At 74.4% G+C, this 23,238-nt stretch carries 19 protein-coding genes; 12 read left to right on the top strand and 7 right to left on the bottom strand.

Features of this window, described 5'->3' with window-relative positions; genetic code table 11:
* Positions 1-20: 20 nt before the first annotated feature.
* Positions 21-1,640: a beta-N-acetylhexosaminidase gene (locus OG490_RS33650; RefSeq protein WP_330300053.1), complete on the bottom strand. Its 1,620-nt coding sequence runs from the start codon at positions 1,638-1,640 to the stop codon at positions 21-23.
* A 212-nt stretch (positions 1,641-1,852) separates the two neighbouring features.
* Between OG490_RS33650 and OG490_RS33645 the strand changes: the two genes are divergently transcribed.
* Complete coding sequence (locus tag OG490_RS33645; RefSeq protein WP_330300052.1) at positions 1,853-2,698, top strand: GntR family transcriptional regulator; 846 nt, start codon at positions 1,853-1,855, stop codon at positions 2,696-2,698.
* Positions 2,699-2,728: 30 nt separating this feature from the next.
* On the opposite strand, the gene OG490_RS33640 is transcribed toward OG490_RS33645, so the two are convergent.
* Entirely contained in the window at positions 2,729-3,523 is a 795-nt protein-coding gene (locus OG490_RS33640) for a winged helix-turn-helix domain-containing protein (protein WP_330300051.1), read from the bottom strand.
* Positions 3,524-3,669: 146 nt separating this feature from the next.
* Positions 3,670-5,289 carry an IucA/IucC family protein gene (locus OG490_RS33635; protein ID WP_443065905.1) on the bottom strand — a complete coding sequence of 540 codons (1,620 nt, stop codon included), beginning with the start codon at positions 5,287-5,289 and terminating at the stop codon, positions 3,670-3,672.
* A gap of 125 nt (positions 5,290-5,414) precedes the next feature.
* Here OG490_RS33635 and OG490_RS33630 point away from each other — a divergent pair, with 125 nt between their 5' ends.
* The 4 genes from OG490_RS33630 to OG490_RS33615 all read left to right on the top strand — a co-directional run bounded on the left by OG490_RS33630 (position 5,415) and on the right by OG490_RS33615 (position 10,265).
* Complete coding sequence (locus tag OG490_RS33630) at positions 5,415-6,947, top strand: IucA/IucC family siderophore biosynthesis protein (protein ID WP_330300049.1); 1,533 nt, start codon at positions 5,415-5,417, stop codon at positions 6,945-6,947.
* Positions 6,948-6,980: 33 nt separating this feature from the next.
* Positions 6,981-7,637 carry a class I SAM-dependent DNA methyltransferase gene (locus OG490_RS33625; protein WP_330300048.1) on the top strand — a complete coding sequence of 219 codons (657 nt, stop codon included), beginning with the start codon at positions 6,981-6,983 and terminating at the stop codon, positions 7,635-7,637.
* A 163-nt stretch (positions 7,638-7,800) separates the two neighbouring features.
* On the top strand, positions 7,801-9,321 hold the full coding sequence (locus OG490_RS33620) for an FAD-binding oxidoreductase (protein WP_330300047.1): 1,521 nt from the start codon (positions 7,801-7,803) through the stop codon (positions 9,319-9,321).
* Positions 9,322-9,347: 26 nt separating this feature from the next.
* A complete protein-coding gene (locus OG490_RS33615; RefSeq protein WP_330300046.1) occupies positions 9,348-10,265 on the top strand; it encodes a trypsin-like peptidase domain-containing protein in 918 nt (305 codons plus the stop codon).
* Here the strand turns inward: OG490_RS33615 and OG490_RS33610 are convergent.
* Both OG490_RS33610 and OG490_RS33605 read right to left on the bottom strand, forming a co-directional pair.
* Positions 10,219-10,611: a hypothetical protein gene (locus OG490_RS33610; RefSeq protein ID WP_330300045.1), complete on the bottom strand. Its 393-nt coding sequence runs from the start codon at positions 10,609-10,611 to the stop codon at positions 10,219-10,221. The genes OG490_RS33615 and OG490_RS33610 overlap by 47 nt on opposite strands.
* A gap of 41 nt (positions 10,612-10,652) precedes the next feature.
* Complete coding sequence (locus tag OG490_RS33605) at positions 10,653-11,600, bottom strand: AEC family transporter (RefSeq protein ID WP_330300044.1); 948 nt, start codon at positions 11,598-11,600, stop codon at positions 10,653-10,655.
* Between the two features lie 87 nt (positions 11,601-11,687).
* On the opposite strand from OG490_RS33605, the gene OG490_RS33600 reads away from it, so the two are divergent.
* From OG490_RS33600 to OG490_RS33585, 4 genes are all read left to right on the top strand, one after another.
* On the top strand, positions 11,688-13,025 hold the full coding sequence (locus tag OG490_RS33600) for a sensor histidine kinase (RefSeq protein ID WP_330300043.1): 1,338 nt from the start codon (positions 11,688-11,690) through the stop codon (positions 13,023-13,025).
* Positions 13,022-13,702 (top strand): response regulator transcription factor, encoded by a 681-nt coding sequence (locus OG490_RS33595; RefSeq protein WP_330300042.1) that lies wholly within the window; start codon positions 13,022-13,024, stop codon positions 13,700-13,702. Before OG490_RS33600 ends, OG490_RS33595 begins: the two co-directional genes overlap by 4 nt.
* Positions 13,703-13,829: 127 nt before the next feature.
* Complete coding sequence (locus tag OG490_RS33590; RefSeq protein ID WP_330300041.1) at positions 13,830-14,873, top strand: alpha/beta hydrolase; 1,044 nt, start codon at positions 13,830-13,832, stop codon at positions 14,871-14,873.
* A gap of 5 nt (positions 14,874-14,878) precedes the next feature.
* Complete coding sequence (locus tag OG490_RS33585; protein WP_330301163.1) at positions 14,879-16,129, top strand: acyltransferase family protein; 1,251 nt, start codon at positions 14,879-14,881, stop codon at positions 16,127-16,129.
* 112 nt (positions 16,130-16,241) lie between these two features.
* Here OG490_RS33585 and OG490_RS33580 read toward each other — a convergent pair whose 3' ends face one another.
* Entirely contained in the window at positions 16,242-16,664 is a 423-nt protein-coding gene (locus OG490_RS33580) for a DUF350 domain-containing protein (protein ID WP_330300040.1), read from the bottom strand.
* A gap of 103 nt (positions 16,665-16,767) precedes the next feature.
* Between OG490_RS33580 and OG490_RS33575 the strand changes: the two genes are divergently transcribed.
* On the top strand, positions 16,768-18,621 hold the full coding sequence (locus OG490_RS33575; RefSeq protein ID WP_330300039.1) for a GNAT family N-acetyltransferase: 1,854 nt from the start codon (positions 16,768-16,770) through the stop codon (positions 18,619-18,621).
* On the opposite strand, the gene OG490_RS33570 is transcribed toward OG490_RS33575, so the two are convergent.
* The gene (locus OG490_RS33570; protein ID WP_330300038.1) at positions 18,564-20,711 is read right to left on the bottom strand and encodes an AMP-binding protein; all 2,148 of its coding nucleotides are present in this window, start codon (positions 20,709-20,711) and stop codon (positions 18,564-18,566) included. The two genes, OG490_RS33575 and OG490_RS33570, sit on opposite strands and share 58 nt — an antisense overlap.
* A gap of 139 nt (positions 20,712-20,850) precedes the next feature.
* On the opposite strand from OG490_RS33570, the gene OG490_RS33565 reads away from it, so the two are divergent.
* Positions 20,851-22,767 (top strand): ABC transporter ATP-binding protein, encoded by a 1,917-nt coding sequence (locus OG490_RS33565; protein ID WP_330300037.1) that lies wholly within the window; start codon positions 20,851-20,853, stop codon positions 22,765-22,767.
* A gap of 40 nt (positions 22,768-22,807) precedes the next feature.
* The gene (locus tag OG490_RS33560) at positions 22,808-23,188 is read left to right on the top strand and encodes a VOC family protein (protein ID WP_330300036.1); all 381 of its coding nucleotides are present in this window, start codon (positions 22,808-22,810) and stop codon (positions 23,186-23,188) included.
* Positions 23,189-23,238 lie beyond the last annotated feature (50 nt).

Raw genomic sequence — 23,238 nt, 5'->3', positions numbered from 1 at the left:
TTCCTCTCGGGGTGGGGGGATCACGGAGTGAGCAGAGGGGATTGCGGGGTCGACGGAGGGGATTGGGGGTGCGGCGTCGGGGATTGGGGGGATCGGCCGCGCACGCCGAGGGCGCCGAGCCGGGTCAGGTGGCGGTCCAGCCGATGGCGGAAGTCGGGCCAGTCGCGGTGCGCCGACCAGGCCGTGTCGGCCAGGGCGCACAGCCTCGGGAAGGCGAGGTACTCGAGTTCCGCGGGGGTCCGGGCGTACTCGGTCCACAGCTGGGCCTGGGTGCCGAGGACCCGGCGCGCGGCCTCGGGTTCCCAGTGCGCGGGGGCGGGCTCGTTCTCGTAGGCCCCGCGCAGGTCGAGCACCCCGTCCTGGCCGCGCGGCTCGCCGGGGTCGGCGGACTGCGGGTAGTCGAGGTAGGTGGAGCGGTACGGTGCCATGATCACGTCGTGGCCGCGCAGCGCGGCGGCCCGCCCGTGTTCCGCGTCCCGCCAGGCCAGGGCCGTGAAGGCGGGCGGGAGTTCGTCCCCGGTGTCGGTCCAACCGAGCGGGCGGCGGCCGAGCCGGGCGAGGTGTGCGGCGATCTCGCCGAGGAACCAGCCGTGGAGCGCGGCCGGTCCGGACAGGGCCTCGGCGGCGATCCGGGCGCGGGCGGCCGGGGAGCGTTCCCATTCCGTGCGGGGGCATTCGTCGCCGCCGACGTGGACGTAGGGGCCGGGGAACACGTCCGCGACCTCGTCCAGTACCCCGCGGCAGAAGTCGAGCACCTCGTCGTGGACCCCGAGGACGTTCTCGCAGACGCCCCAGCGGGTCCACGGCTCCAGCCGGACGCCGGGCCGGTTGCCGAGCCGGGGGTAGGCGGCGAGTGCGGCGCGGGCGTGGCCGGGCATCTCGATCTCGGGGACCACGCTCACCCCGCGCCGGGCCGCGTAGGCCAGGAGTCCGGTCAGCTCCGCACGGGTGTAGGCGCCCTGGTGCGGGATGCCGTCCCCGGCACTCTCGGTCCGGCGGCCGCCGATCCCGGTGAGCCGGGGGTAGGCCGCGATCGGCATCCGCCACCCCTGGTCGTCGGTGAGGTGCAGGTGCAGGACGTTGAGCTTGTGCAGGGCGAGCAGGTCCACGAAGCGGCGCAGGTACGCCACGGGCTGGAAGTGCCGGGCCACGTCCAGCATGGCTCCGCGCCAGGCGAACCGCGGCCGGTCGGTGATCCGTACGCAGGGCACCGACCAGCCCGCGGCGGGCGTACGGGGCTGCGCGCCCCCGGCGACCGCGGCCAGGGCCTCGGGCGGCAGCAGCTGGCGCAGGGTCTGGACCCCGCGGAGCAGCCCGTCGGGGCGGGCGGCGACCAGCAGGACGGCCTCGGGTCGGACGGTGAGGGCGTATCCCTCGGCGCCGAGGGCCTCCTCCCCGGGGGCCAGGAGGAAGGTGATCGGCCCGGCGGAGTCCGGTGGCAGGGGCAACCCGGTGGCGGGGGTCAGCAGTTCGCGCAGGAGGGCGGCCGCCGTCTGCGCGCCCGGTCCGGCCCGCAGTCCGGTGCGGTGGTCCAGGGCGAAGCGGCCGGGCTGGACGGTGACCGAGTCGGGGCGCGGGACGAGGCCGAGTTCGCAGTGGCGGGTGGCGGCTACGGGCAGCACGGTGTCGGGGTTCCTCACCTGGTCGGGACACAACTCACCACCAGAGCAAGCGGGTTGACCAACTAACCAATTGGTTAGCCGAGTTGCTTGAAGGTGGCATGACCCCGCGGACTCCGTCAACCCTGTCCGCTCACGGAACTTTCGACGAATGCCTCGCCTCCGCCACCGCTCGAATGGTTAGATGCACATGACCAGTTGGACAGGTGACCAGCAGGAAAGGAGGTCCGGCCATGAAGAAGGACGCGACCGACTCGTCGGGCTCGGTACTCAAGCGGGAGCGCGTCCGCGAGCACCTGCTGGGCCTCATCGACATCCGCCGACCGGGCGACGCGATCCCCTCGGAGCGCACCCTGTGCGCCACCCTGGAGGTCTCCCGACCCACCCTGCGCGCCGCGGTCGACGAGCTCGTGGCCACGGGCCTCCTGGTACGGGAGCACGGGCGCGGAATGTTCGTCGCCCCGGCCAAGATCACCCAGGAACTGGCCGCGGACGAGGCCTCGTTCGCGATGCGCCAGGCCGCCGGCCACTGGTCCGGCCGGATCCTGGAGCACTCCACCGTCCAGGCGGGTGCCCGCATCGGCCGCCGGCTGCGGATCTCGCCGGGCGCGCAGCTGCTGTACATCGCCCGGCTGCGACTGGTCGACGGCGCCCCGATGGCGATCGAGCACCTGCACATCCCGGCCGATCTGGTGCCCGCCCTGACCCCGGCGGAGCTGGAGGCCGGGGACCTCTACGAGCACCTGCGCAACCACCACGGCGTCTACGTGCACGAGGCGCAGCAGTCCATCGAACCGACCGTGGTCAACGAGGCGGAGGCGGGCCTGCTCGATGTCCCGCTGCTCTCCCCCGCCCTGCTCATCGAGCGGCTCACCACCGACTCCACCGGCCGCCCCGTGGAGTACGTGCACTCCGTCTACCGGGGCGACCGCTACCGGATCGTCTCGCGCCTGGCCCTGGGCGTACCCCCGGGCACCGGCCGCCCGGGCGCCCACCACCCGGGGATCCCGCCCGGCGACCTGGGCCGCCGGGCGGTCATCACCTCCACCACCACGGGTGACGTCCACACCGGCCCGTGAGGGGCCGGGCGGGATCCGGAGGGAGACGACCTACGTCACCCGCAGTCCGGCGGCGGGGTGGTTGCGGTCGAAGGTCAGCCGGTCCCAGGTGGGGAAGGAGAGGTCGGTGACGGCGAGGAGCCGGCCGGAGGGCTCGTACAGGGTGCGGCGCACGGAGAGGCCGCCGGCCGGGGTGGCCGGGTGGGGGAAGGTGGTGCGGGTCATGGTGATGGTCTCGGCGACCCGGCCGGTCCGCGCGGCGCGCTCCATCCAGAGGTGCAGGGGCCCCAGGTCCTCGTCCCGGACGCCGGCCGCCGCACGGTCGCGGTAGCGGGTCAGTTCGGGGGCTCCTGCGACGGCGCGCGGGCAGAGGTACGTCACCGCGTGCCGCCGTGTCTGGCCCGCCGGGCCGGTTTCACGGTGGTGGTGGACCAGGGTCCGCTCCCCGCCGCGCATGCCGAGCTGTTCGGCGAGGGCGGGCGCGAGGGTGACGAGGGTGAGCCAGTTCTGGGTGTGCACCTGGGGGGACGCGGCGGCGGAGGCGGTCGCCACGGACTCCGGTGGGGGTGCGGGCGCGGGGGCCGCCGGGGGCCCGGGTGGCGGCGCGGGAAGGGCCGGACGGGTGCCGCGGCGGCCGGTGACGACGAGGCCGTCCTCGCGCAGGTGCTGGAGGGCGGCCCGGATGGTCTGCCGGTTGACCTCGTACCGGATCGCCAGGCTGCGCTCGGAGGGCAGCTTGGCTCCGGGGGTGTGGGCGGTGCGGTCGATCTCGCGCCGCAGCGCTGCGGCGATCCGCTGGTACTTGGGCATGGCGGCCGGGCCGCCGCCCCGCGAAGGGGAGGGCATGGCTTCTCCTCTGACGGGTGGTCAAGGACTGCGCGGTCTGCCCGATCAACCTAGCATTGGTCTATACCTTTAAGTGAGGGGTCCCCGGCAACCGCTCCCCGATTGGCCGGAACCCCACCGCCCGCCCACCCCAGCCCCGCTCCCCCTCAGCCGTGCAGCGGGTTGGGAAGCGGCAGGTAGCGGGCGTCCGCGCCGTCGGCCCGGGTCCAGCGCAGCAGCAGGTTAGTCTTGGCCGGGAGGCTGGGAGCGGCCAGCAGGGCGCCGATCTCGGGCAGGCCGTGGGCCGAATCGAAGCGCTGGAACTCCTCGCGGGCCGCGGGCCACAGGGTCCCGGCCACCTGCGGATGGCATTCGGCGAGGGCCCCGGCGATCTCGGTGAGGTGGTTGACCACCAGGCAGTAGACGAGCCGCTGCCAGGCGGCGGCGCGCTCCGGGTCCGGCAGCAGCTTCACGCCCTCCGCGTCCCGGAAGAGGGCCTGGGCCGGCATCCCCTCGGCGTCGACGGCGACCAGGGTGTTCTGGAGGTGGGCCTCCAGGACGATGCCGTGCCGGGCGAACAGGTGCAGCACGGGCGGCACCACCCTGCGCAGGTACGCCCGCCACCATCCGGCCGGGTCGGCCGTGGCCGCGAGCGGGCTGTCCGGGTAGCCCTCCGCCAGCGCCGCGGCCAGCAGGGGCGTGAGGCCTGGCTCGACGTGCGCCCGCAGGCCGTCGCGGACCAGCACCGCGAGCTCCTCGAAGGCGAACGCGGCCGTGCGGTAGCCCCGGTCGGGGAGCCAGGCCGCATTCGATCCGGTCGCGCGCAGCTCCGCGAATCCCGCCTTGACCGCCGCGTCCGTGCGGCGGAGCTTGAGGAGGTCGTGCCGCCACAGCCGGCGCACGTCGTTGGTGATGCGGACGTCGAGGCTGAACTTCACGAAGAGGTCGCCGTCCGGGGCTTCGGCCTCCGCGGCCCCCGGGCCGGTGTCCTGCCGGCCGTTGCCCGCATCCGGCCGACCGGCGTCCGGGCCGTCGCCGCCGGGCACGTACAGGGTCCGGATCGAGGCGGTCGGCCAGACCGGCACCGGGCCGGTCCCCAGCCGCAGCAGCCGTCCGTCCGCGAAGGCCTCGCGCACCGCCGGGCGGGAGGCGACCAGGTCGAGCTGCCAGGGGTGGGCGGGCAGCAGCCGGTAACCGGCGGGCGGGCGCGGCCCGTCGCATGCCGCCGCCAGCGAGTCGATCGCGGCGGCCGCCCGCGGCCCGCCCTCCTCCACCACCTGGTCCTCGCGCAGTCCGAGGAAGACCAGCGGGAACCGGGCGTGCGCCTCGGGGGCGTACGGGAGCCAGCTCGCGGCCGGGGCGCCGCCCCGGGCCTTGGGCGCGGGATGGTGCGGATGCCCCATGACCAGGGCCTGTTCGGAGCGGACGTACGGGTCCGCGGACGGCTCGGCCGAGGCTCGGGCGGCCAGCAGCGCGGCCACGGTCTCGCGACTGTCGGCGATCTCCACCGGCAGCTCGTCGTTGGAGACCCCGGTGTACTGGCGCAGTTCGTCGGAGACGAGTTTGACCAGTTCGGTGTGGTTGAGCGGGTGCCAGCCGCCCGCCGTGCGCAGTTCGGGGTCGGCGGGCCGCCGCCCGGCGCGCACCCTCAGCAGTCTGCCGCTGCCGAGCAACCGGTACGAGCCGTCTCCGGCGGACTCGGCCGCCTCCCTGAGCAGGCAGTTCAGCAGCGGGGCGGCAGCGTACGCGTCGGCGGCGTTGAGGTCCACTGATTCCATTCGGTCCATCCGGTGCGCCGGAGGTTCGCGGGACGTCCCACCGGCCGTGATCTTCAGTATCCGCGATGATGAACTGATCATCACCTCACTCGTTCGCCGTTCACCCGTGAGAGGACAAGGCCCTGGCCTCCAGCATGTACCTCCCCGCCACCCCGGCCGAAGAGGCCGTAGCCGCAGAACTGGCCGACCGGGCCGGATCGGCCCCCCTCGGGCCCGCCTACGCCGCCGCGCTCCCCGGAGCGCGCGCCGCCGTGCTGACCCGGCTGTGGCGGGGGCTCGCCTGTGAACCGCTGCCGTGGGTGGAGCGCCGCGAGCGGGGCTCCGGCGGGCTCTCGCTGCGGCTCGCCTCGGGTGCCCGGCTGGAGGGCCCGATGCCGGATCCGTACGCCACCGCGCCCTACGTCACCGAGCTGCTGCTCGACGGCCGCCCCTACCGGCAGGCCGCCCGGCTGGTGGCGGCCCTCGGGCTGTCCCACGGGGAGGGTTTCGCCGCCGAACTCGACGGCAGCACCGCCTCCCTCGCCCTGTCCCGGGCCGGGCAGCCTCCCGGGGACGGGGACGGGCCCTCGGCCGCCTGGGAGTGGGAGCAGCGGGTGGTCGACGGGCACCCCTACCACCCCAACTGCCGCTCCCGGCCCGGCTTCACGGTGGCTGAGCAGCTGGCGTACGCACCCGAGCACCGGCCGGTGGTCACGCTCGGGCTGGTGTCCGTACCGGCCGGGGAGTGCCTGATCGCCGGTGACTGGCCGGCGCCGTGGCGGGAGGCCGGGCGGATCCTCGTACCGGTCCACCCCTGGCAGGCCGAGCACGTCCTCAAGCAGGGGACGGACCCGTCGGGGATCCGGCCGGGGCCGGCCGCGCACCCGCTGATGGCCCTGCGCACCCTGGCCCCCGCCGACGGCGGGCCGCACGTGAAGACCGCGCTCAGCGCCCGGCTCACCTCCTCGGTGCGCGATATCTCCGTCTACTCCGTGGAGACGGCCGCCGTCCTCTCCGCCTTCGCGCAGAGCCTGTCCGAACGCCTCGACGGCCGCCTCCACATCACCCGCACCCTGGGCGCCGCCACCGCGCACTCCCCCGACCTGGCCGCCGTGCTCCGCGAGCCGCCCGAGGCGTACGGGGACGCAGGCGCGGGCGAGCGCGTGCTGCCCGTCGCCGCGCTGGCGCTGACCCCGTACGCGCGTTCCGCGTCCTGGCGGGCCGGTTTCGCCCGCCTGGCGCTCTCCGTGTGCCTGCGGGTCCTGGACCTGGGGGTGGCGCTGGAGGCCCACGGCCAGAACCTCCTGGTGGTCCTCGCCGCGGACGGTACCCCGCTGCGGCTGGTCTACCGCGACCTCGCCGACATCCGGATCAGCCCGGCCCGGCTCGCCCGCCACGGCCTGCCGGTGCCCGCCCTGTCCGGCCGCCTGATCACCGACGACGAGGCCGTCCTGCGCCGCAAGCTCTTCGGCTCCCTGGTGGCCGGGGCGCTCGGCTCCACGGCCGGTTCGGCCGAGGCCCTCGGGGCGGATCTCGCGGCGGCGGCCCCCGGCCTCGCACCCACGGCCGACACCCGGGCGCTGCTGACCGGGCCGCTGCCGACCAAGGCCCTGACCCTGATGCGGCTGAGCCCCGGCACCCCGGGCGACCAGTGGGCCGACCTGGACAATCCGCTGACCGGGGGCTGAGTTCGGAGCAGGGCGCGGCTAGTGTGCGGGGGCATGGCATCGACTTCGCACCTGAACACCGTACGGGCGTCCTACGACACCGTGGCCGCCGACTACGCCCGGCTGCTGAGCACCGAGCTGGCGGGCAAGCCGCTGGACCGGGCGATGCTGGCCGCCTTCGCGGAGTACGTGCGCGGCGACGATCCGCACGGCGGCCGGGCGGTCGCGGACCTCGGCTGCGGGCCGGGCCGGGTGACGGCGCACCTCGACGGTCTCGGCGTACGGGCCTTCGGCGTCGACCTGTCCCCCGCGATGGTGGCGGTGGCCCGCCGGACGTATCCGGGGCTGCGGTTCGAGGTCGGCTCGATGGCCGCGCTGGACATAGCGGACGGGGTCCTGGGCGGGGTCCTGGCCTGGTACTCCACGGTCCACACCCCACCCTCGGAACTGGCTCCGCTGTTCGCCGAGTTCGCGCGGGTCCTGGCCCCGGGCGGGTACGCGCTGATCGCCTTCAAGGCGGGCGGGGCACAGCGGAGGCTGGAACACGCGTACGGACACCGGGTCGCGCTCGACGTGTACGAGAACCGGCCCGAACACATCGCCGCGCTGCTGGCGGAGGCCGGTCTCGTCGAGGTGGCCCGGCTGGTCCGGGAAGCGGACGCCCAGGAGAGGTCCCCGCAGGGGTTCCTGATGGCCCGCAAACCCGCCTGACGCCGCCGGAGCTTCCGGCGCCCACCGGACTTCTCGGCCCCCACGGACCTCCCGGGCCTCCCGGGCCTCCCGGGCCTCCCCGGAATGGGCCGTTCGGGCGGCAACTCGGCCCCGGCGGGCCCGCCTTCGCCCCGAACGGGCGCGGCGGTGGCAGGAAGGAGGGATGAGCCTCCACCGCCGCCGGGTCCTCGCGGGCGCCGCCGCCGGCATACTCGCCTCCCTCGGCGCGACGAACCGCCGCGCGGGACCGGATTTCGGGGCACTGTCCCGCGCCCTGGACGGCCGGGTGGTCACGGCGGCCGACGGGGACTACTCCGAGGCCCGGCGGCTCTTCCAGCCCCGCTACGACACGGTCCGGCCGGGCGCGGTGGCCTATCCCGCGCACTCCGGCGACGTGGCCGCCTGTCTGGACTTCGCCCGGAGCTCGGCCGTCCCGGTCGTCCCGCGCGGCGGCGGGCACGGCTACGCCGGCTGGTCCACCGTGGAAGCCGGGCTGGTCATCGACCTCGGCGCCATGGCGGAGGTGTCCGTGGCCTCCCGGTCCGAGGTGCGGATCGGTGCGGGCGCCCGGCTCGGGGAGGTGAACGCCGCCCTCGCCGGACGGGGCCTGGCCGTCCCGACCGGGCTGTGCCCCTCCGTCGGCATCGCCGGACTCACCCTCGGCGGCGGGCTGGGCCTGGCCTCCCGGTCCTACGGAGCCACCTGCGACCAGCTCACCGGCGCGACCGTGGTGACCCCCGAGGGGACCGTCCGCCAGGTCGACGCGGACCGCGACCCCGACCTGTTCTGGGCCCTGCGCGGCGCCGGGGGCGGCAACTTCGGGGTGGTCACCGGCTTCCGCTTCCGCCCCCACCCGGTCGCCGACTGCGCCTTCGCCGAGCTGCACTGGTCCCCCGCCCAATCGGCCGCCGTCCTGCGCGGCTGGCAGCGCTGGCTCGAGGCACTCCCGGACCCGTTCTGGAGCCAGGTGGAGTTCACCGTCGACGGCGGCCCGGTCGGCGCCCCAGCCCTGCGCGTGCTCTGCCTGGACGGCGGCCGCGGCGAGCTGGACCGGCAGCTGAACCGTCTCTGCGGCCTGGTGGGACGTGAACCCGAGGCCGACTGGAGGGTCGTGCGCAGCTACGGGGACACGACCTTGGCCGTGTCCGGATGCCTCGATCGGAGCCCCGCCCAATGCCGGCTCCCCGGTACCCTGCCCGGTCACGACCCGCAGGGCCGGCTGGGCCGCGACTCGTATGCCGCCCGCTCCGATTTCTGGGCCCCGGGCGGACTGACCGGGCCGGCCGCCGACGCGGTGCTGGCCGCCGTCGGGCGCTACGGGGCGAGCGTGCCGGGCGGCGGGCTCGGGGTGGTGCAGTTCGACGGGGTCTGCGGCGGCGCACTCAACCGGCTCCCGGTGGGGGCCACCGCCTTCGCGCACCGCTCCGCCGGGTTCCTCGCCCAGTACCTCGTCTACTGGCCCGGCCCGGCGCCGGCCGCCGACATCGCCCGGCACCATGCCTGGCTCGACGGGCTCTGGCGCGACCTGCGCCCCTGGGCGAGCGGAGCCGCGTACCAGAACTACGCCGATCCGAAGCTGACCGGCTGGCGCGAGGCCTACTACGGGCCGAACCTGGCCCGCCTCGAAGAGGTCCGGCGCCGGTACGACCCGGACCGGCTGTTCCGCTTCCCCCAGGCCATCTAACCCTTATCCCCACGAAGGAGACGGACATGCGACGTACGTTGACGGTGGCGGCAACGACGGCCGCCCTGCTGCTGCCGGGCGGGCCGCTGCCCGTGGCCGAGGCCGGGAACGCCCCGCCGCCCTCCGGCCGGTGGTCCGCCCAGGAGGCCGAGAACTTCTGGACCCCCTCCCGGATGGCCTCCGCCGTGCCGATCAGCCGCGGCGGCGCCCCGGCGGCGGGCGACGGCACCGGCCAGGACTTCGACGGCATCCCGGTCGTCGGCCGGATGTTCGTCATGAAGGGCGGCGGCGCCTACTTCTGCACGGCGAGCGTGGTCGCCTCGCCCGGCCGCGACCTGGTGCTCAGCGCGGCCCACTGCCTGCTCGGGACGGATGCCCGCCAGGTGGCCTTCGTACCGCAGTACACGGCCGACAACCCGCAGCCCTATGGGATGTTCCCGATCCTGCGCGATGCGGGCGGCCGGTCCAAGGTGTGGATCGATCCGCGCTACCGGGAGCTCGGCGCCGATCAGGGCGCCGCCCTCGACGTGGCCTTCGCGCAGGTCGGCCCGGACGCCGACGGTTTCCCCGTGGAGGACGTGGTGGGCGGCAACCGTCTGGTCACCGGCGCCGGGTTCACGCACGGGAAGGTCTCGCTGATCGGCTACCCGGCGTCCGCCGCCCGGCCGCGGCTGTGCGTGAACCGGACCACGAAGTTCACCAGCACCGATCCGGGGATCCCCGGGGACTTCCTGCGGATCGACTGCACCGGCTACCCCGGCGGGACCAGCGGGGGCCCGTTCCTGACGGCGTACGACGAGCGGACCGAGACGGGCAGCGTGGTCGGCGTGATCGGCGGCTGGAAGACGGGCGGGGACACTCCCGACACCTCCTACAGCTCCTACTTCGGCCCCGAGATCAGGAAGTTGTACGAGACGGCTCTTGCCGGGGCGCGGGTGGCGTGAGCACCCGCACCCAGCGGGTGCGGCGCGGGTTCCCCACGGTCCGCGGGGTCGCCGGCAGCCCGTCGGCGGTCAGCGGGTCGGGGGGCGCGAGGCCGAGCTGACGGCGCAGGTCCGCGAGGGCGGTGTGGACCGGGGCCAGGATGACCTCGGCGCGCGGGTGGGCGTACGCGAGGGCGTGCGCGGCCGTCTCGATCGCCTCGGCGGCGTCCTCGGCCGCCGTCCGGCTCCATCCGCCGGGCGCGGCGTGCCTCCAGGGCGCGAGGGTGTCGTACAGATGGCAGGCGGCGTCCGCCACGGCGTCGGCCTGTTCCCCGACGCCGGGCGCCGCGATGGTCGGCAGCTCCATACCGGGTCAACGAGCGGAGCCCGCCGGGGGAACGAGGGCCTTCACCCGGCCACGGTCTGCAGCCAGAGCGGCAGCAGCAGGAGGGACACCACCGAGCTCTTGATCACGACGGAGGCGGAGAGGTCCACGCCCACCTCGTAGCGCTGGGCGAAGATGAACAGGTTCTGCGGGGTCGGCATCGCGGCGATCAGCACGAGGTACGTGAGCCACGGGCCCCGGACCCCGAACAGCACCCCGCACACCGCCCAGGCCAGCAGCGGGAAGGCCAGGCATTTGAAGCCGATGAGCGCCAGTTCCTCGCGGGTGGTGCCCCGGATGTCGAGGCCCATCCCGCCGAGGTGGAGCCCGAGGGCGAAGAGGGCCACCGGGGAGGCGCTGTCGCCGACGAACGCGGCCCCGTCCAGGACCACCGTGGGGACGTGCACGGACAGCAGGTTCAGCAGGATCCCGGCGTTGCAGGAGAGCACCACCGGGGTGACCAGCGAGGCGCCGACGGCGCGGGTGAGCTTCTGCGCGGTGCTGCCCGCGCCCGGACCCGAACGGCCCAGTTCCATGATGGAGATGACGACCAGGGACAGGACGCAGACCTGGAAGAGCAGGACCGGGAAGATCGGCGCCGCCGTCCCGAAGAAGGTGATGAAGACGGGGACCGCGAAGTAGGCGGTGTTCACCTGGACCCCGGCCATCACCCGCAGCGCCACGTCGCGGGGCTCCCGGATCCCGGCCAGGGCCGAGGCGGCGGCGACCAGGACGACGGCGAGGGCGGCGGCGGCCGCGTAGCCGCCGATGGCCCGCCAGGCGAAGAGGGCGGAGAGGTCCGCACCGTAGATGTTGCCGAAGAGGTAGCAGGGGACGGCGAAGAGGAAGGCGTAGTCGGCGAAGACCTTGGAGGACTCGGCGGGAACCACCTTGCGGCGTGCCAGCAGCACCCCGGCGCCGAAGGCCAGTACCACCGGCATCAGCTTTTCCAGCGCGGCTGCCCCGCCCATGTGAACCGCTCCCCCTTGATCGACCGCCTCGCACCCTACCCGTACCGGTCGTTCGGTCGGCGGGCCGCCCCGTAGGGTGGTCCGATCATGAGCAAGACGCCGAGCAGGACGCCCCGGTCGAAGACCCGTCCCCCCGCTTCCGCCGCGCGGGCGCCGCGCGCGCCGTCCCAGCTCGCAGTGGCGCTGCGGACGCCCGCGAGGGCCGCCGAGCCGCTGTTCGCCCAGGCCCCCAAGACCTGGCAGCGGATGCTGCCCTACGCCGTGACCGCCGTGTGCGTGCTCTCGCTGCTGCCCGTCACGATCGTGGTGCTGACCAACGACTACCGGGCGGGCGGGGGCTGGGCCGGTGCGCTGGGCGTGGCCCAGACCGTGCCGCTGCTCCTCGCCGCGACCCGGCCGCTGCCCGCCTGGGGCATGGTGCTGCTCGCGGACACCGTGGGGGCCGTGGTCCTGACCCAGGCCGACCAGGTCGCCCGGCACGCCTGGCCGTGGACCCCGATGGTGATCGTCGGCTATCTGCTGCTGATGGCCTGCCTGGGGCTGCGCGAGTCGATCCGGACCCTGGTCGGGGTGTGGCTGGTGACCGGGGTGACCGGGGTGGTGCTGGGCTTCTCCCAGCCCGACGGGGTGATCAACACCGCGGCCCTGCTGTTCGTGCTGAGCGGGGTGGTGCTCGCACTGACGGGCGCGCTGCGCGGGCTCGGGGACGCGCGGTACAAGATCGCCGAACAGGAGAGCATCAGCGAGGCCGAGCGGGCCCGGCGCACGCTCCTGGAGGAGCGGGCCCGGATCGCACGGGAGTTGCACGATGTGGTGGCCCACCACATGTCGGTGATCACCGTGCAGGCGGACTCGGCGCCGTACCGGCTGCCGGGCATGGACCGGCCGGTACAGGAGGAGTTCGCCGCGATCGCGGCGAGCGCGCGGGAATCCCTCGGAGAGATGCGCCGGCTGCTCACGGTGCTGCGCGGGGACGAGGCGAACGGCGGCGACCTGGCCCCGCAGCCGGGGATCGGCAGGCTCCAGCAGCTGGTGGAGGCTACCGTACGGGCCGGGCAGCCCGTGGAGTTGGCGCTGGCGGCGGGCGCCGCCGACACAGCCCCGCCGGCCGTGGACCTGTCCGCGTACCGGATCGTGCAGGAGGCCCTGGCCAACGTGGTGCGGCACGCGCCGGGGGCGCCGACCCGGGTGTCGGTGACCTTCGACGCCGAGGAGGTGCTCGTGCTCGTGGTCAACGGCCCCGCGCGGGACGCCGTGGTGGCGCTCGAGGCCTCCGGCACCGGGCACGGTCTGGTGGGGATGCGCGAGCGCGTACGGTTGACGGGCGGGACGCTGGACACCGGCCCGCTGCCCGACGGCGGGTTCCGGGTCGCCGCCCGCCTGCCCCTCACCGCAGTGGACACGACCGACGAGGACGCAAGTTGACCATCCGCGTGATCATCGTCGACGACCAGGCCATGGTGCGGGCGGGGTTCGCCGCGCTGTTGTCCGCGCAGCCCGACATCGACGTGGTGGGCGAGGCCCCGGACGGACGCCAGGGCGTCCAGGTCTCCCGCACCGTCCACCCCGACGTGGTCCTGATGGACGTGCGGATGCCGGAGATGGACGGGCTCAGCGCCGCCCGCGAGCTCCTCGATCCCCCGCCGGGGGTGGTGCACCGGCCCAAGGTGCTGATGCTGACCACCTTCGACATCGACGACTACGTGTACGAGGCCCTGCGCGCCGGAGCCTCCGGGTTCCTGCTCAAGGACGCCCCGCCGGCCGATCTGATCGCGGCGGTCCGGGTGGTCGCCTCGGGCGAGGCCCTGCTGGCCCCTTCGGTGACCCGGCGGCTGATCGCGGACTTCGTCGACCGGCGGCCCGCGCCGCGCAGGAACCCGGCGCTGCGGCTGAACGGGCTGACCCCGCGCGAGACGGAGGTACTGGAACTCATCGCGCGCGGGCTGTCGAACCAGGAGATCGCCGGCCACCTGGTGCTCGCCGAGCAGACGGTCAAGACCCACATCGGGCGGGTGCTGGGCAAGCTGGACCTCCGGGACCGGGCCCAGGCCGTGATCTTCGCCTACGAGGCCGGGCTGGTCCGGCCGGGCGACGGCGGCTGAGGCTTTCCCCGACCCGTCTCCTCCACCCCCTACCGGGGTATGACATCCGACTTGGCTCCACGGTCCGACGCCCGCGCGGGTACCTCCTTCCTACCTTCCTCCTCGTCACGAGGAGAGGAGAAGGGGCATGCGCCGCTTCGCAAGGACAGTGGTCACGGCCGCACTGGCGGCGGCCGTGGTCGCGGGGACCGCGGGCTGGGCCTCCGCGGATGCGCAGGCCGCGGTCACCGGGCCGCCGCCGGGCACGGCCGCCTGGCGGGCCGACTCGGTGTCCGGGCGCCCGCTGCCCGATCCGGCCCGGGCCACGCCGCGCGAGGTCGCGCGCTTCTTCGCCGGGCTGGACGAGGCCCGGGCGCGAGGCCTCGTACGGTCCCACCCGCTGGTGGTGGGGAACCTGGACGGGGCTCCGCTCCCCCTCAGGTACGAGGCCAACCGGCTGGCCGTCCTCGCCACGGGCGAGGCCCGCTTCGCCTCCCTCGCGGAGCCCGGCCGTCAGATCCTGGCCTTCGACCCGCGCGGGCGGGGCCAGGTCGCCGAGGTGTTCGGGGACCTCGGGCGGGCCGCGCACGTCTCGGTGATCGTGCCCGGCTCGGACAACGACGCCGCCGGCCACGACCGCAGGCGCACCCCGTACACGGGACCGGCGGGGATGGCCCGCGCCCTGCGGGCCGCCGCCGGGGACGCGACCGCCGTCATCGCCTGGACCGGCTACACCACCCCGGTCGGGGTCGGGCTGGACGCGGCCGAGGACCGGCTCGCCGCGGCGGGTGCGGTCCGGCTGGCCCGCCTCACGGAGGGACTCGACGCGGTCGGGGCCCCCGACCCGGTGCTGTTCTGCCACAGCTACGGCTCGGTGGTCTGCGGGCTGGCGGCCCGGCACACGGACGCCACCGACATCGTCGCCCTCGGCTCCCCCGGGATGCGGGCCGGGACCGTCGCGGGCCTGCACACCAATGCCCGGGTGTGGGCGGCGCGCGGGCCTTCCGACTGGATCGCGAACGTGCCGAACGTGGAGTTCGCGGGGCTGGGCCACGGAGCCGATCCCACCTCTGCGGCCTTCGGCGCCCGCCGGATCCCGGCGGGCGACGTGTCCGGCCACACCGGCTACTTCACGCCCGGCACCCAGTCCCTGAAGGCCTTCGCCGCGATCGCGACGGGAGAGACCCGATGAGCACGATGAGCACGACGGGCACGACGGGCACGACGGGCACGACGACGCGTGCGCTCGCCCGGCTCCGCCGGACCGCCGGGCGGATCGACGCGAAGACCCCCGCCCACCGGGACCGGGCCATCGACGGGCTGCGGGCGCTGGCCCTGCTGGCCGTACCCACCGGGCACTGGCTGCTGGGCGGGTTCACCCTCGACTCCGACGGCGCCCTGCACAACGCCAGCCCGCTCTCCGCCTTCGGCGGCCTGGCCCCGGCCAGTTGGCTGCTCCAGATGCTCGGCATCTTCTTCCTCGTCGGCGGCTATGCCTCGGTGCTCTCCTTCCGGCGGCGCACCGGCTCCACGAGGGCCTGGCTGGGGGGCCGGATCGCCCGGCTGGGGCGGCCGGTGCTCGGAGTCACCGCGGTATGGGCACTGGCTGCGCCCGTGCTGTACGCGGCCGGGGTGCCGCAGGCCACGCTGCGGACCGGGGCGACGCTGGTGATCCAGCCGCTGTGGTTCGTCGGGGTGTACGTGGCGGTCACCGCCCTGACCCCCTACTGCGTACAGGCGGCCCGCCGGCTCGGCGGCTGGGCCGCGGCCCCGCTGCTGGCCTCCGTCGCGGTGGTCGACTTCCTGCGCTACGGGCCCTTCGCGGACTCGGTGCCGGGCTGGCTGGCCCTGGTGAACATCCTGCCGGGCTGGCTGTTCGCCTACCAGCTCGGTGTGTCCTGGGGCGAGGGCCGGATCGGCCGGCGCGGGGCGTGGCTGCTGCTGGCGGGCGGGGGCGCGCTGTTCGCGGCACTGCTGACCCTCTTCCACTACCCGGCTTCGATGGTCGGCGTACCGGGTGCGGCCCGGACCAACTCGCATCCGCCGTCGCTGCTGGTCCTGGCGCTGGCGGCGGCCCAGTCGGGTGCCGCGATCCTGCTGCGGGACCGGCTGGCGCGGCTGCTGGCCCGGCCGCTGCTGTGGGCGCCGGTGGTGGTCATCAACCTGTGCGCGATGACGATCCTGTGCTGGCACCAGACGGCGATGCTGGCGGCAGCCGTACCCGCGTCGTTCGTGGGCGGGCTGGCGGGGCTGACCACGGCGCCGGACAGTGCGGGCTGGATCCTGGCGCGGCTGGCGTGGATGCCGGTGTTCGCGGCGCTGCTGGTGGGCATCGCCCGCTACGCGCGCCGGTTCGAGCAGCCGTGGACCAGGGCCACGGCGGTACGCAGGACGGTGGCGGGCCTGCTGGCGGCCGGATTCGCGGTCTTCGCACTGGGCCTGGCGTAGGCCGCGCCGCGAGAGCGCCGCCATACGACGAGAGCGCCGCTCCCTCCGGGGGGCGGCGCTCTCTTTTCGCAGCGGTGCTCTCAGACCCTCAGGCTCTCAGGCTCTCAGGCTCTCAGGCGATGGATGCGGCGACGATGGCGGCCACGGCGATGTTGCAGGAGGCCGTCACCCACACGGCCGGGTGCGGCTCCCGGTCGACCACGATGGCGCCGAGCTTGCCCGGGGTCACCAGGTCGAGGACCAGGAAGGCCACCGCCATCAGGACCAGGCCGAGCAGGCCGAAAGCCGCGGTCGAGAGCAGGCCTTTGCCGAAGTCCTCGTAGGAGGTCCAGATCGCGGTGAAGAGGATGCCGCCGATGCCGAGCAGCGCCGAGCTGAGTACGACGGCGGCGTTGCTGTTGCGCTCTTCCCAGATCTGCTTCGGCAGTTTTCCGGGGGTCAGCACGTCCACCAGGACCATGCCGAGGATGAGCAGCACCAGGCCGACACCGCCGAATGCGGCGGTACGGCCAAGTCCGTTGATGATGTCGCTCATTGGGAAGCCGTCTCCGGGTGGGTAGGAAGTACGCCGCATGCCTGTCGTCGCGGTGGCCGAATCTATCGCACGCCGTGGCACCGGACCATGGGGAGGTCAGGAAATGGCAAAGCTCAGGCCCGCACGGGCGACGGAGGCCGAAGCGCTGACGGAGCTGGTCATGCGGTCGAAGGCGCACTGGGGGTACGACGCCGATTTCCTGGCGGCGTGCGCGCCCGAGTTGCGGATCGATGGCGCTGAGGTGGTGGGGCGGCGCATCGTGGTCGCCGAAGGCCCGGCCGTGCTCGGGCTCGCCTCGCTCGACGGGGAGCCGCCGCTCGGGCGGCTGGGGCTGCTCTTCGTGGAACCGGCCGCCATCGGGCGGGGGGTGGGGCGGCAGTTGTACCGGGACGTGCTGCGGCGCGCCGCCGCGCTGGGATTCCGTCGGCTGCTGATCGATTCCGATCCGCACGCGGCCGGGTTCTACCGGGCCCAGGGCGCCCGCCGGGTCGATGCGGAGGATCCCGCCGGACTGGTCCGGTTCGAGGTGTCACCCGCGCCGCTCGCCGACTGGGCGCGGAACTGGACGGGCGGCGGGTCCTGCGTGCACGTGGGCAACGTCGCCGAGTACAACGTGCAGTTCGCCGACGCCTCCCTGGACCGGGAGCAGCGGACCGCCCACCACTACGCCTGTCTGGCGGCCTTCTACGGTCCGCGGCCGGCCGCGCTGGTCCTGCCGCTCGCGGTGCCGCCGGGCTGGATCGCGCTGGTCGGCCGCCAGTTGGGCTGGTCGCAGGAGCCGGGCGCCCGGGTGGAGGTGTACGACGGGCTCGCGGAGCGGGATTCCGGGCTCTCGGACGCCGTACGGGACCGCCCGGCCCTGGCCGCGCTGCTGACCGGGGCCGGGCTGACCCTCGTACCGTGGGGCCTGACCGCCCCCTTCGCCCGGCTGGTGGGACGGCCCTGGCGGCCGCGGGAGCTGCGGTACGAGTCGAAGTCGGCGGCGCACGGGCTGTTCGGCCGGATCCTGGCGGAGGGCGGTCATCCCGGGATCGTGCTGCCCGCGCAGTGGCGGGCGGACACCCGGCGGGCGGCGGTGCGGCTGCTGGCCGCGCGGGCCGGGGTGGGGGAAAGCACCGTTCTCAAGTCTGAGCACGGTGTCGGGGGTTCGGGCACCACCGTGGTGACCCCGGAGCGGGTCCGGGCCGCGGGCGGGGCGCGGGCGGTGCTGCGCGGGATCCCGCGCGGGCCGCTGCTGGTGGAGGAGTACGTGTGCGGCCCGGCGGACCGGGAGGAGCCGCGCGATCTCACGTACGACGGGTTCGTGGACCCGCGGGGCCGGGTGCACGAGGTCGGCGGGGCGGTGATGGACGTGGCGGACGGCGGGTACCGCGGGGCGACGGTGGGGCCCGGTGTGGTCCCCGAGTGGGCCCAGAAGCCGCTGCTGGCCTTCGGGGAGGCGGTGGGCCGGGAACTGTCGGCCGCCGGGTACCGGGGCTGGTTCGACATCGACTTCGTCGCCGACGGCACGGGCCGGCTCGCCCCGACCGAGACCAACCTGCGCCTGACCGGTCCGTCCGTCGCCTTCATGGTGGCGGCCCGGCTCGACGAACTGCGCGGCGCGGGACACCTCGTACGGATCTGCGACCGGGTGGAGCTGGGGGCCCGGCTGCCGGAGGCGGCCTTCGACGAGCTGTGCGAGCGGCTGGCCGCACGGTGTGCGGAGCTCGGCGCGGTGTTCGTGCCCGCCATCCCGACCGGCGCCTTCGAACCGGCGCCGTGGATGGGCGTGCTGGTGGCCGCGTCCGACGCGCGGGCGCTGGACGCGGCCGAGGCACTGGTGCGGGCGCAGGCCCTGGCCGTCGGGGCGATGTTCGACGGGGCCGGTCCCGACGGATCCGGTCCCGACGTGGCCTCCGGTCAGTCCTCGGGGTCCGGGTCGAAGTCGAAGGCGCTGCGCGGCGGCTGGGTGACGTAGAGGACCACGATCGCGGCGGCGATCATCAGCGGGACGTTGAAGGCGTAGACGAGCGAGGCCTGGAGCTGCCAGTCCTGTTTGGCGGCGAGCCGGTAGAAGTTGTCCTGCGGCCACCAGGCGGCCAGCAGGTAGCAGACCGCCAAGTGGGCGGCTTTGGTGATCAGGGGGCCGCGCCGCTGGCGCCGCATCCGGGAGCGGCCCATGCAGAGGAACAGCACCCCGGCGGCGAAGGCGGTGGCCTCGAACAGGTAGAGGACGAAGAAGAGGAAGGCGTACGGGTCCGGTACGCCGGTGAGGTCGGTGGAGCCGGGCCAGAACGCGTCCGTGAGCAACACGGTGGTCATGGTCAGGAAGAACATTCCGAAGATCAGGGAACAGGACGGCACGAACCCGGCGGGGTTCGCGGCCGAGGACTTCCCCGAGCCCCTGACCAGCGGCTCCCGCTCGGCGGGCCGGACCGGCAGGGGCAGCGCGCCTCGGTCCTCGCGGCCGGACCGGTCGCGGGGGATCTTGGCCAGCCGGACCACCGTGCGCGGGATCCCGTCGGCCGGAACCCTGCCCGCCAGGTACCGGCGCAGCGCCCCGCCGTCGGGGAGGCCGAAGCCGTGCGGGGGGCGGCCGTTGCCCTCGGGCGGAGGGGCGATGTAGGCGACGAGCACCGGCGGCGCGCCCTTGCCCCCGCCCTTGCCCCGGCCCTTGCCCCTGCTCTTGCCCCGGCCCTTGCCCCTGCTCTTGTCCTTGCCGCCCGTGCCGTCGCCGGGGATCTCGCGGAGGAGGACGGCTCCGATGCCCCCGTGGGTCCGGATCTCGGACTCCACGGAGTGCGGGTCCAGGGGGCCGCCCTCCAGGGTGAGCCGGTCGCGGATCCGGCCGCCGAACTCCAGCAGCCCGTCGGGGCGCAGCTGGGCGAGGTCCCCGGTCGGGACCGGGTCTCCGCCGCCGGGCGGGGTCAGGCGGAGCTCGCCGTCGCGGAGATCGACGTGGCAGCCCGGGAAGGGCGCGCCGATCAGCGAGAGCCGCTCGGGGCCGTCCACCGGGCCGGCCGGCTGCGGGAGTTCGAACCAGGTACCGATGCCCGCCGACTCGGTGGTCCCGTAGACGTTGAGCAGCCGGGCTCCGGGCCGCAGGCGGGCGAGCAGAGCGGCGTGCTCGTCGAAGTAGAGGCGGTCTCCGGTGACGGTGACCAGGCGCAGGGAGCGCAGAGCCTCGTCCGGGCCGTGCAGGGCGTGGGACGCCACGGCCTGTCGGTCGCGCAGCAGGAGCTGGGTGACGGTGCCCGGGTCGGTGTGCAGGAAGGTGACGCGCTCCGCCTCCACCGCGCGGCGCAGGGCCTCGGCCGTCCAGCGCGGGCCTTCGGGCAGGACGAGGGTGCCGCCGGTGCACAGGGCCCGGGTCCAGCCGGCGGCGAAGGCGGTGAGGTCGCAGCCGGCGGTGATCAGGTGCCGGTCCTCGGGCTCCGGTGCGGCCACTTCGGCCCAGCCGTCGTGGGCGGCGAGGAGCCGCTCGTGGCCGATGGGGACGGGTCGTCGGTCCGCGCCCGCGGTGAACAGGACGGCGGCGGTGTCCCCTCGAGGGGCGCGGGCCGCGGGGCCGGAGGGCCGCGCGGCCGGGACGGCGGCCCCGGCAACCCCGGCGGCTTCGGCGGCCTCCGCGCCGAGGGGTACCACCCGCAGGCCCCGGCCGTCGTCCAGGTGGGCCCGGTGGGTGGCGTGGGCGAGCAGGGCGAAGGGGCTGACGGCGGCGAGCTGCCGCTGTCCGGCGCGGGGGTCCTGTACGTCGACCACGGCGCAGGCCGCCCCGGCCTTGAGTACGCCGAGGAGGGCGACGACGACCTCCACCGGCCGGTCGGTGCCCACGGCCACGACGGCGCGCTCCAGCAGTCCGGCCCCCGGTCCGGCCTCCAGTCCGGCCTCCAGGAGCTGGTGCGCCACCTGTTCGGCACGGGCGTCGAGCCGGCCGTAGGTGAGACCGTCCCGGCCGGCGGCCACTGCTTGGGCCTCGGGGGTGTCGTGCGCCCAGCGTTCGAAGCGGGACAGGACGGTGTCGACGGTGGGCCGGCTGGAGTGCGTGGACTCTGATCCCTGCGTCATGGACCGATGATGCCATCGGGTGCGAGTGCGCACGAGGTCCCTGAAAATCCCTCATACGAGCGGGAGTTGGACACGTTTCGGAGTGAGCTGCACCCCATCCCTTGACCTCAAGTTTGGTTTAGGTCTTAACGTTCGGTTCATGGACATGGAAGTCACCGCTTGGACCTCGCTGCACAGCGCGATGAACGCCCAGAAGGACCGCCGCCCGCTCTCCAAAGAAGGCCTGCGCAGGGTCGCCGGGTTCGCCCGCCCGCACCGTCGCGGGCTGACGCTGTTCCTGCTGCTCAGTGTGGTGACCGCGCTGCTCGCGGTGGCCACCCCCGTACTGGCGAGCCGGGTGGTCACCGCGATCGTCGACGGCCGCGAGGGCGGTACGGTCACCCGCCTCGCCCTCCTCATCGCGCTGATCGCCGTCGCCGAGGCGGGCCTCGGGCTGCTCGTCCGCCGCCTGTCGGCCACGCTGGGCGAGGGGCTGATCCTGGATCTGCGCACCGCGGTCTTCGACCACGTGCAGCGGATGCCGGTGGCGTTCTTCACCCGGACCCGCACGGGTGCGCTGGTGAGCCGGCTGAACAATGACGTGATCGGCGCGCAGCGCGCCTTCAGCAACACCCTGTCGGGGGTGGTCGCCAATACCGTGACCCTGCTGCTGACCCTGACCGTGATGCTGGGCATCTCCTGGCAGATCACCCTGCTGGCCCTCGTGCTCCTGCCGGTGTTCGTGCTGCCGGCCCGCCGGATGGGGGCGCGGATGGCTTCGATGCAGCGGGAGGCCTCGGCGCTCAACGCGTCGATGGGCACGCAGATGACGGAGCGGTTCTCGGCTCCGGGCGCCACCCTCGTCAAGCTCTTCGGCCGCCCGGCCGAAGAGTCGGCGGAGTTCGCGGCGCGGGCGGCCCGGGTCCGCGACATCGGGATCCGGACGGCCATGGCCCAGTCGGCCTTCATCACCGCGCTGACGCTGGTCTCGGCGCTGGCCCTCGCCCTGGTCTACGGACTGGGCGGCTACTACGCGCTGCGCGGCACCCTGGACGCGGGTTCCGTCGTCGCGCTCGCCCTGCTCCTGACCCGGCTGTACGCGCCGCTGACCGCGCTCGCCGGGGCCCGGGTGGAGGTGATGAGCGCGATGGTCAGCTTCGACCGGGTCTTCGAGATCCTCGACCTGAAGCCGCTGATCGCCCAGAAGCCGGACGCCCGGCGGGTGCCGGAGGGTCCCGTGGCGGTGGAGTTCGACCGGGTCTCCTTCGGTTACCCCTCCCCCGACAAGGTCTCGCTCGCCTCGCTGGAGGAGGTCGCCACCCTCGACTCGCGGGGCGGTACGCCCGTACTGCACGAGGTGTCCTTCCGCGCGGAGCCCGGTCAGATGATCGCTCTGGTCGGCTCCTCCGGAGCGGGCAAGTCCACGATCGCGCAGCTGCTCCCCCGGCTGTACGACACCGACCACGGCTCGGTCCGCCTCGGCGGCATCGACGTACGGGACCTCACCGCCGACTCGATCCGCGAGACGCTGGGCATGGTCACGCAGGACGGCCACCTCTTCCACGAGTCGGTACGGGCCAACCTGCGCCTCGCCCGCCCGGACGCCACGGAGGAGCAGATCTGGGAGGCCCTGCGCCGCTCCCGCCTGGACGGTCTGGTGGCCTCGCTCCCGGACGGGCTCGACACGGTCGTCGGCGAGCGCGGCTACCGGCTCTCGGGCGGTGAGCGCCAGCGGCTGACCATCGCACGGCTCCTGCTGGCCAGACAGCGGGTGGTGATCCTGGACGAGGCCACCGCCCATCTGGACTCCACCTCGGAGGCCGCGGTCCAAGAAGCCCTCGGCGAGGCCCTGGCCGGCCGGACCGCCGTGGTGATCGCGCACCGGCTGTCGACCGTGCAGGCCGCCGACCTGATCCTGGTGGTGGAGGACGGCCGGATCGTGGAACGCGGCACCCACACCGAGCTGCTGGCGGTCGGCGGGCGCTACGAGGAGCTGTACCGCACCCAGTTCGCGGCGGCCGACACGCCTTCGGGCGACACCGTTCCCGGCGGCGCGGCGACCACCTCCGGCGGATGATGGTCCGACGGGAACTCATCCTTGAGCTGGGGAGCGTTTGATGGACATCAAGCTGGAACTGGTCGCCGTCCCGGTCACCGACATCGACCGGGCCAAGGCCTTCTACGAGCGCATCGGCTTCCACGCCGACCACGACATCACGGTCAGCGAGGACATCCGCTTCGTCCAGCTGACCCCGCCGGGCTCGGCCTGCTCGATCGCCATCGGCAAGGGCCTGACCCGGATGAAGCCGGGCTCGCTGGACAACATGCAGGTCGTGGTCGCGGACATCGAGGAGGCCTTCGCCGACCTCAAGGGCCGGGGCATCGAGGTCACGGAGATCGAGGACATGCCCTGGGGCTCCTTCGTCTACTTCTCCGACCCCGACGGCAACGGCTGGGCGGTCCAGCAGACCACTCCCCGCACGGTTTCGGAGGGCTGAGCCGTCTCCTCAGCGCACCCCGGACGGCCTCGGGTGCGGTGATCGGCCGC

Source organism: Streptomyces sp. NBC_00503 (assembly GCF_036346895.1).
In the GTDB taxonomy this organism is placed as follows: domain Bacteria; phylum Actinomycetota; class Actinomycetes; order Streptomycetales; family Streptomycetaceae; genus Streptomyces.
Note: the sequence above shows the minus strand (reverse complement) of the source record. Positions and strands in the feature narration are given on the sequence as shown.

What these genes read in the sequence shown, in the direction of transcription:
- OG490_RS33645 (WP_330300052.1), top strand. Translation starts at nt 1,853, where the DNA reads ATGAAGAAGGACGCGACCGACTCGTCGGGCTCGGTACTCAAGCGGGAG.
- OG490_RS33640 (WP_330300051.1), bottom strand. Translation starts at nt 3,523, where the DNA reads ATGCCCTCCCCTTCGCGGGGCGGCGGCCCGGCCGCCATGCCCAAGTAC.
- OG490_RS33635 (WP_443065905.1), bottom strand. Translation starts at nt 5,289, where the DNA reads ATGGACCGAATGGAATCAGTGGACCTCAACGCCGCCGACGCGTACGCT.
- OG490_RS33630 (WP_330300049.1), top strand. Translation starts at nt 5,415, where the DNA reads ATGTACCTCCCCGCCACCCCGGCCGAAGAGGCCGTAGCCGCAGAACTG.
- OG490_RS33625 (WP_330300048.1), top strand. Translation starts at nt 6,981, where the DNA reads ATGGCATCGACTTCGCACCTGAACACCGTACGGGCGTCCTACGACACC.
- OG490_RS33620 (WP_330300047.1), top strand. Translation starts at nt 7,801, where the DNA reads ATGAGCCTCCACCGCCGCCGGGTCCTCGCGGGCGCCGCCGCCGGCATA.
- OG490_RS33615 (WP_330300046.1), top strand. Translation starts at nt 9,348, where the DNA reads ATGCGACGTACGTTGACGGTGGCGGCAACGACGGCCGCCCTGCTGCTG.
- OG490_RS33610 (WP_330300045.1), bottom strand. Translation starts at nt 10,611, where the DNA reads ATGGAGCTGCCGACCATCGCGGCGCCCGGCGTCGGGGAACAGGCCGAC.
- OG490_RS33605 (WP_330300044.1), bottom strand. Translation starts at nt 11,600, where the DNA reads ATGGGCGGGGCAGCCGCGCTGGAAAAGCTGATGCCGGTGGTACTGGCC.
- OG490_RS33600 (WP_330300043.1), top strand. Translation starts at nt 11,688, where the DNA reads ATGAGCAAGACGCCGAGCAGGACGCCCCGGTCGAAGACCCGTCCCCCC.
- OG490_RS33590 (WP_330300041.1), top strand. Translation starts at nt 13,830, where the DNA reads ATGCGCCGCTTCGCAAGGACAGTGGTCACGGCCGCACTGGCGGCGGCC.
- OG490_RS33585 (WP_330301163.1), top strand. Translation starts at nt 14,879, where the DNA reads ATGAGCACGACGGGCACGACGGGCACGACGGGCACGACGACGCGTGCG.
- OG490_RS33580 (WP_330300040.1), bottom strand. Translation starts at nt 16,664, where the DNA reads ATGAGCGACATCATCAACGGACTTGGCCGTACCGCCGCATTCGGCGGT.
- OG490_RS33575 (WP_330300039.1), top strand. Translation starts at nt 16,768, where the DNA reads ATGGCAAAGCTCAGGCCCGCACGGGCGACGGAGGCCGAAGCGCTGACG.
- OG490_RS33570 (WP_330300038.1), bottom strand. Translation starts at nt 20,711, where the DNA reads ATGACGCAGGGATCAGAGTCCACGCACTCCAGCCGGCCCACCGTCGAC.
- OG490_RS33565 (WP_330300037.1), top strand. Translation starts at nt 20,851, where the DNA reads ATGGACATGGAAGTCACCGCTTGGACCTCGCTGCACAGCGCGATGAAC.
- OG490_RS33560 (WP_330300036.1), top strand. Translation starts at nt 22,808, where the DNA reads ATGGACATCAAGCTGGAACTGGTCGCCGTCCCGGTCACCGACATCGAC.